Here is a 6161-nt window from a genome sequence, read left to right on the forward strand (position 1 = left end):
TTAAAAACTCATTTCGACGTAAAAACCTAAATCATCTTGTGCTGCATAATAATTTTCAGGAGTCAGTAATGAAGTTATATAATTGCTGGCCTCTGAAAAATCGTCTTCATTGACTGGATGCGGTTGCCAAAATGTTTTCAAATTATTGGTATAGATTGGATATAAACGCAGTCGATCTTTTGACAAATCTAGCCGTGCTATACATCCATACGGCAAAGCGTTTTGCTCTGTATATTCACCATTGCTATTAAAAACCGCATTCCCAATACCAAATACCACAGGCTTCTGATTAATCACTTTAATCGGTTGAATGGTATGAGCTCCATGACCGATAACGAGGTCCGCACCAGCTTGAGTCAAAATATCAGCAAGCTTGCTCTGTTCCTTGGTAATCGGCTTAAAATCGATGCCCCAATGACAAATAACAATAACTTTATGCTCAGGGTTAGTCTGCTTATAACGACCTATTTGTTCAAGCAAAACCCCATTTAGACATGCAACTCCACTCTTAGGACCTAAGGCATAAAAATCATAATCTAGATAGGCAGTGTCTCTGTGCCAATAGCCGTTAAAAATAGTGTAATGCTTGTTATTAAAAGTGATTTCAAAGTGGCTATGAGCATCTTTTTGATTTGTGCCTGCACCAATATAAGAAATATTAGCCTGATCAAATTGTTGTAATGTATAGGCTAATCCACGATCCCCATAATCTTTTAAATGATTATTTGCCAATACCACATGGTTAAGGTGAATATTTTTGAACGCTGCTAATGTTTCTTCTGCATCAGCTTTAAGAATAAATGACTTTTTATGTACTAAAGGAGATTGTTTTTCTAAAGAGAAAACCGCTTCAAAGTTAGCAATATTTAGGTCATGTTCCCCTAAAAAGGCTTTTATTTTTTTAAATGAATAGTCATATCCATACTGTTGCAGAGCATCTATTTGCCCTTTAGCCTTACGTTTTTCGGTGTAGATTTCCCCAAAGTAGGTATCACCTAAAATGTTAATAATGCCACTTGGGGTAGAACAAACTTTAGGTCTTACAGTCTGTGCTTGAAAACAGTGATAATAAGGAATTAAGTGCTCAGCACGATGAATATCATCTAAGAAAGAAAAGAAACCGATAGTCTGGTTTTCCTCAAAGAACGTCAGATAAATTTTTCTAAATGAATTTGTAAGATATAAGACCTCTACTACATTCTGTGCCATTAATAGAGTCTGTGGTAGATAAAACTTTCCTTTAAAATTCAGCTCTTTTATAAAGAAAAGTTTTCTAATTTCAGCTGGATGGCTATAAATATTTTTAACTAATAAAAACAAATGTTTTAACTGGTTTTGTGTACTTTCTTTTTTCAAATTTAAATTATAAGTAGCAGCTCTTTTTGACAAAATTAAATAGGCTTGCTCATCTGTACCGCAGAGCATATTGCTTAAAGCATCCTTCACATCTACTGCTTGGGTGAAAATTAGCAACTGCAATAGATCAGTAAAAGTGTAATGTTCCGAAGGTTTTAAGCCTAGATTTTGCTGACCTAATTGCTCAGATAGGTGTCCAGGGACAACATAGTCATCTTGAGCTTGTACATTTTTTTGCTGAAATTGCTCTAATGCATAGTCGATTAGCAGTAGTGTTGAAATATCATCGTCAAATTCGAATTGCCATAAATCTTCATCGAAACTTGTCGTATCGATATGTGCTAATAACTTGATTTCAACAGGCTGATATTTCATGGCTCATCACCTTTGTAATCTTTAACGTAAGCGATGTAACCCGATAAGTTATGTTCTTGGTCATCAATCCGTACTCGAAAACGATCATGGCGAATATAAAACGCATGTAAAATTTTATCTGGCCGAGCCATATACATCGCCATTTCCGGATAAAAAAATCCTGTAGTTTGAAAATCAGCTCTAAACTCAATTAGCTTTTGAAGCTCAGGCATATACGCCTGCTCAAAAAGTGCTGTCCGCCCCTGCTCTTTTAAACGGTTCACCATTTTATAAGCAGCCATTAGCATTTCTAATAAAGTTGCATATGTTGTTTTTCGATTTTTAATAAAAATAAAATGTTTTAAATAATTATTTAAACCAAAAATAAAATATTTATCTTCGGGGCATATTTTAGTGAGTTCATTTGTACAATAACTTAACCAGTGGTCATGATATTTTTCATATCTATTTTTAATAAAATATTCAAACATTAATTTAACAGTTTCTAATAAAATAGAATTTTGATTAATTTGATATAACCTTAATAAAGCTAAAGCAGCTTCACCATCATAATAAATAATTCTGAATTTTTCTTTTAAATCATAATCTGGATAATTTAATACATGAGTTGTTGAGCCATTTGAATCGACTAATTTTAAAATACCATTTGCTAGTTTTTCTGCATATTTTTGATAATCATTTTTTTGAGTAATTTCTTGATATTTAGTTAACATTAAAATGGCGGCCGCATTGGCACCTAATTTGATTTCGAATTCCCCTTCTTTACCATCAATCATAAAAGCAGTTTCTAAGTCTTTTTCTTTATAAAAGTTGGCCAGTGCATAGTGAATGGCAGCATGTATTTTGGGCCAATATTCTGGCTTGCTCTGCACCTCAAAAGTTTCTAGTAAGGCATATACTGAGGTACAGTGGCGCACTGTATTGTAGTTACGAATGTCCCGATCATAGGCAGAGAAATAGCCATAAATAAATTTGCCATTTTCTTGAATCTGGTCATGCAGAAATGCCGAATTTTGCTCAATTAGATGCTGAAAATGCTGTTTTTTATTGCTTGAAATTCCTCTAATTCCATTTACATCATAACCACTCGCTAAGTTAATAAATTCCTCATTTTCATAAAATGCTGCGTAGGTATCAAAAGTCCAAATGTCTTGCAGCTCTTGTAATTTAATCTGTGGTTTTGGAGCGTTATATTTTTGCTTAACTGCATAATTCAGATTTGTTTCATCAAAAAAGTTCGGTTTGTCGTAGCTCAGGCCTCGAATGATTGCTTTTCCATAAATCTCTTGTTCGAGAAAAGCTACTGAACAGTGTTCATCAAATCCAATCCCTTTACGGTAGTGATTGTTGTGAAATTGATGGTGAACCTGCTGCTCTACTTCCTTCCAAGCTTGTTTCGTTAAGTTGTATGCCACATCAATTTTTATATAATCATCCAGCGGTGACTGTGCAAACTGTTCATTAATAAAATCTAATAATTGTTTTTTGGCCTGCTCTAAATTTGTTTTCTCACTGTGCCAAACGCTACATCTCTGGTCTTTAGGACCATAAGATAAAAATAAAATAATATCCTGTTTAAGACTCGGAATGTGCTGAACAACGTGTTCTAACCAAAGGCTCATTTTTCTTTGGAATTTTAAAAATGCCGTCACTCGAATTTAGTCCCTATTCGTTAATTGTTGTTCTATAAAATTTTCAATACATCATAGCACGGACAAGCTAAAAGCTAGATTAACGTATTGTTTAAACATAAAAAAAGAGCCCGAAGGCTCTTTTTTTATTTGGTTAATTATCTATTAATAGATAATTTGACCATTAGCAAGTAACTCTGCCTCACTAGTCGTAACACCTTGTAAAACCAACAGATTCGTAAAGTTATTGGTAGGAATAATTCCTGTTAATCCATCACGGTCAATCTGAATAGTTGTATTACCACCACTTACAACGACATTGATATATTGTCCAATAGTAAGGTCTGTTTGAGCTCCATCGAGTAATCCTCTGATATCAATCAAATCAGCTTGCTGATCTGTCGCAACATTACCCACATGGAAGTTAGTCCAAGTATCTACGCCATTACCACCTGTATTACCACCATTACCTATAGCAACGTTATTTAATACATGATAAATGAGAGTATCTGAACCAGCCCCAATCGTGCCAGTATCCGTATTGAACGTGTCATTTCCTGTTGTGCTAATTACATGAGTATTGTAATCAGAAGTAGTCAGGTTAATTGTCAATGATGATAAAGACTCGGAACCATTCGCTGCCACCAACTTATAGTTAATGGTATCGGTTGGATTGGTTAATGTTAACGATGTAGTATTGGCACGGTAATCATAGTCACCATTTGAATTGATCACAAACGTACCATTCGCAGTAGTGATAGATTGTCCAGTAGCCTCAACATACACACCAGGACTTGTTTCAACATAGAGTTTGACACCATCAGCGGTAAAGATGCCACTGTCTGCAACCCCACCAATTGTGTCACCATGGACAATGTTTCCATGAATCCAATCAGATGAATAATTATTCAAATGCGTTGTAGTTGTCGTTACTTGGGTATCCAACGTTGTTGTTCCAAGTGATACTCCAGTCAACGTATATTGAACACGGTATGTACCAGCTCCTAAGTGTAGAACAGCATCTTGGAAAGCTACAGTTCCCAAACTAATTGTTCCCACACTTCCAAGTGCAGTTGCTGAACCGGTATAAGTAGTATCAACCCATACTCCACCAACAAATTGTTGAACAACATAACTCACAGTTGGCAACACACTTACTAGAGGTTGGTTGGCATAAGTTGCTGCCACCTGTACATCTACTAGGTCATTTGCTCCAACAGTAAAGGTATTTGATAATACGCTATTTGAGCCAATTATACTTACAGATACGACCGGACTTGGAACATCTACAGGTGTATCAGTTGAGTTGCTAAAGTCAACCGTTGCAACAGCTTGGTCTGCATTGGCAACGATTTGAGTCGTACCATCCGTTCCAGGACTAGCTGTATTCCAAGTAATGCTGACATCAGGTGACCCAATCTGTATGTGCAATACCGCTGTACTAGTACCACCTGATACAGGATCAGTAATCGTGTAAGTGAAGCTATCTACTTTACCAATGTTTGCAGCATTAGCAGTTGGTGTATAGCTATATGAACCATTTGCAGAAATAGTAAGTGTTCCATAAGCTCCTATTACTGGGGTTGAAGAACCAATAGATGTTGGTATTGCACCTACTTGCTCACCCACAACAGTAGACACAACTGTTGTTCCAGTAATTGTATCTGGTACATATGAAGGACCATATATAGTTGAATCATCATCAGTAAGCACATTACCGCTCACTGTTGCTGCACTATATGTAGGTACTACTGTGTGATTATAGTCATCGCGAACCACACTCATTGTGCCTAACAATCCTACACCAACACCGGTATAGACCATAAACGCTCTATAAGAACCACTTGCCAAGTCTGTGATAGTCGCACCGAATCCATTACCACCGAGTATTCCGACGTTAATTAATCCCGTACTAGCATCACCTGCAACATTCTGCCACGAACCATCTGGTGCTTGTTTTTGTAACACTATTTTATAGTCGTTAAGCAAAGACAAACTTAGTAAAGCGCCATAGCTAATCGTTGCGTCTGAAGTATGTCCAGCAGCAATACTGAAGCTCACACTCGGGGTACCTAGAAGCGATACGTTGAGACCTTCAGTTACGCCTATCAATGCTAGATAGGTTGCAGAACCAGCATTAATACCCGTTGTAGTTAATGGAACAATATCAATTGCCACACTATCTACATTGTCATGTGCAGTAATTGTTGGCACAAGAACAAGACCAGCAAGGTTAGCGCCAGTACCCAGGTTACCTGCAAGGTCAGTATAGGTGTTATTTGCAACACTCAAGCTCGGTGCTGTTGCACTGCCATCTTGAGTGAAGGTCGCTGTCCAGGTCACACCACCATCTGCTGTAGTCAAGCCAGTAAGCGTACCACCTGCCAAGGTCACATCTGTTGCATCAAAGCCAGTTACTGCTTCACTGAATGTGAAGGTTACTGTGGTGCTTTCACCTACAGACAGGTTAAGGTCAGTTGCACTGATCGCAAGCGTCGGTGCAACAATATCTGCCACTAAACCAGCCAATGCCGCACCAGTACCTAGGTTACCTGCAAGGTCAGTATAAGTGTTATCCGCCACACTGATGCTCGGTGCTGTTGCACTGCCATCTTGAGTGAAGGTCGCTGTCCAGGTCACACCACCATCTGCTGTGGTCAAGCCAGTAAGCGTACCACCTGCCAAGGTCACATCTGTTGCATCAAAGCCAGTTACTGCTTCACTGAATGTGAAGGTTACTGTGGTGCTTTCACCTACAGACAGGTTAAGGTCAGTTGCACTGATCGCAAGCGTCGGTGC

3 protein-coding genes are annotated in these 6161 nt (G+C 37.8%); all 3 read right to left on the minus strand.

All coding sequences use genetic code 11. The annotated features are described in order from the left end of the window. Positions 1–1731, minus strand: coding sequence for a CapA family protein (locus AC1PJP_RS06825; RefSeq protein ID WP_479766715.1), 1731 nt, complete (start codon positions 1729–1731; stop codon positions 1–3). Beyond that, on the minus strand, positions 1728–3383 hold the full coding sequence (locus AC1PJP_RS06830) for a poly alpha-glucosyltransferase (protein WP_252058862.1): 1656 nt from the start codon (positions 3381–3383) through the stop codon (positions 1728–1730). Before AC1PJP_RS06830 ends, AC1PJP_RS06825 begins: the two co-directional genes overlap by 4 nt. Positions 3384–3527: 144 nt before the next feature. Next, positions 3528–6161: BapA/Bap/LapF family large adhesin (locus AC1PJP_RS06835; protein ID WP_479766716.1), on the minus strand; the 2634-nt coding region annotated here is incomplete at its 5' end.

This window comes from Acinetobacter sp. V116_7 (assembly GCF_056735735.1).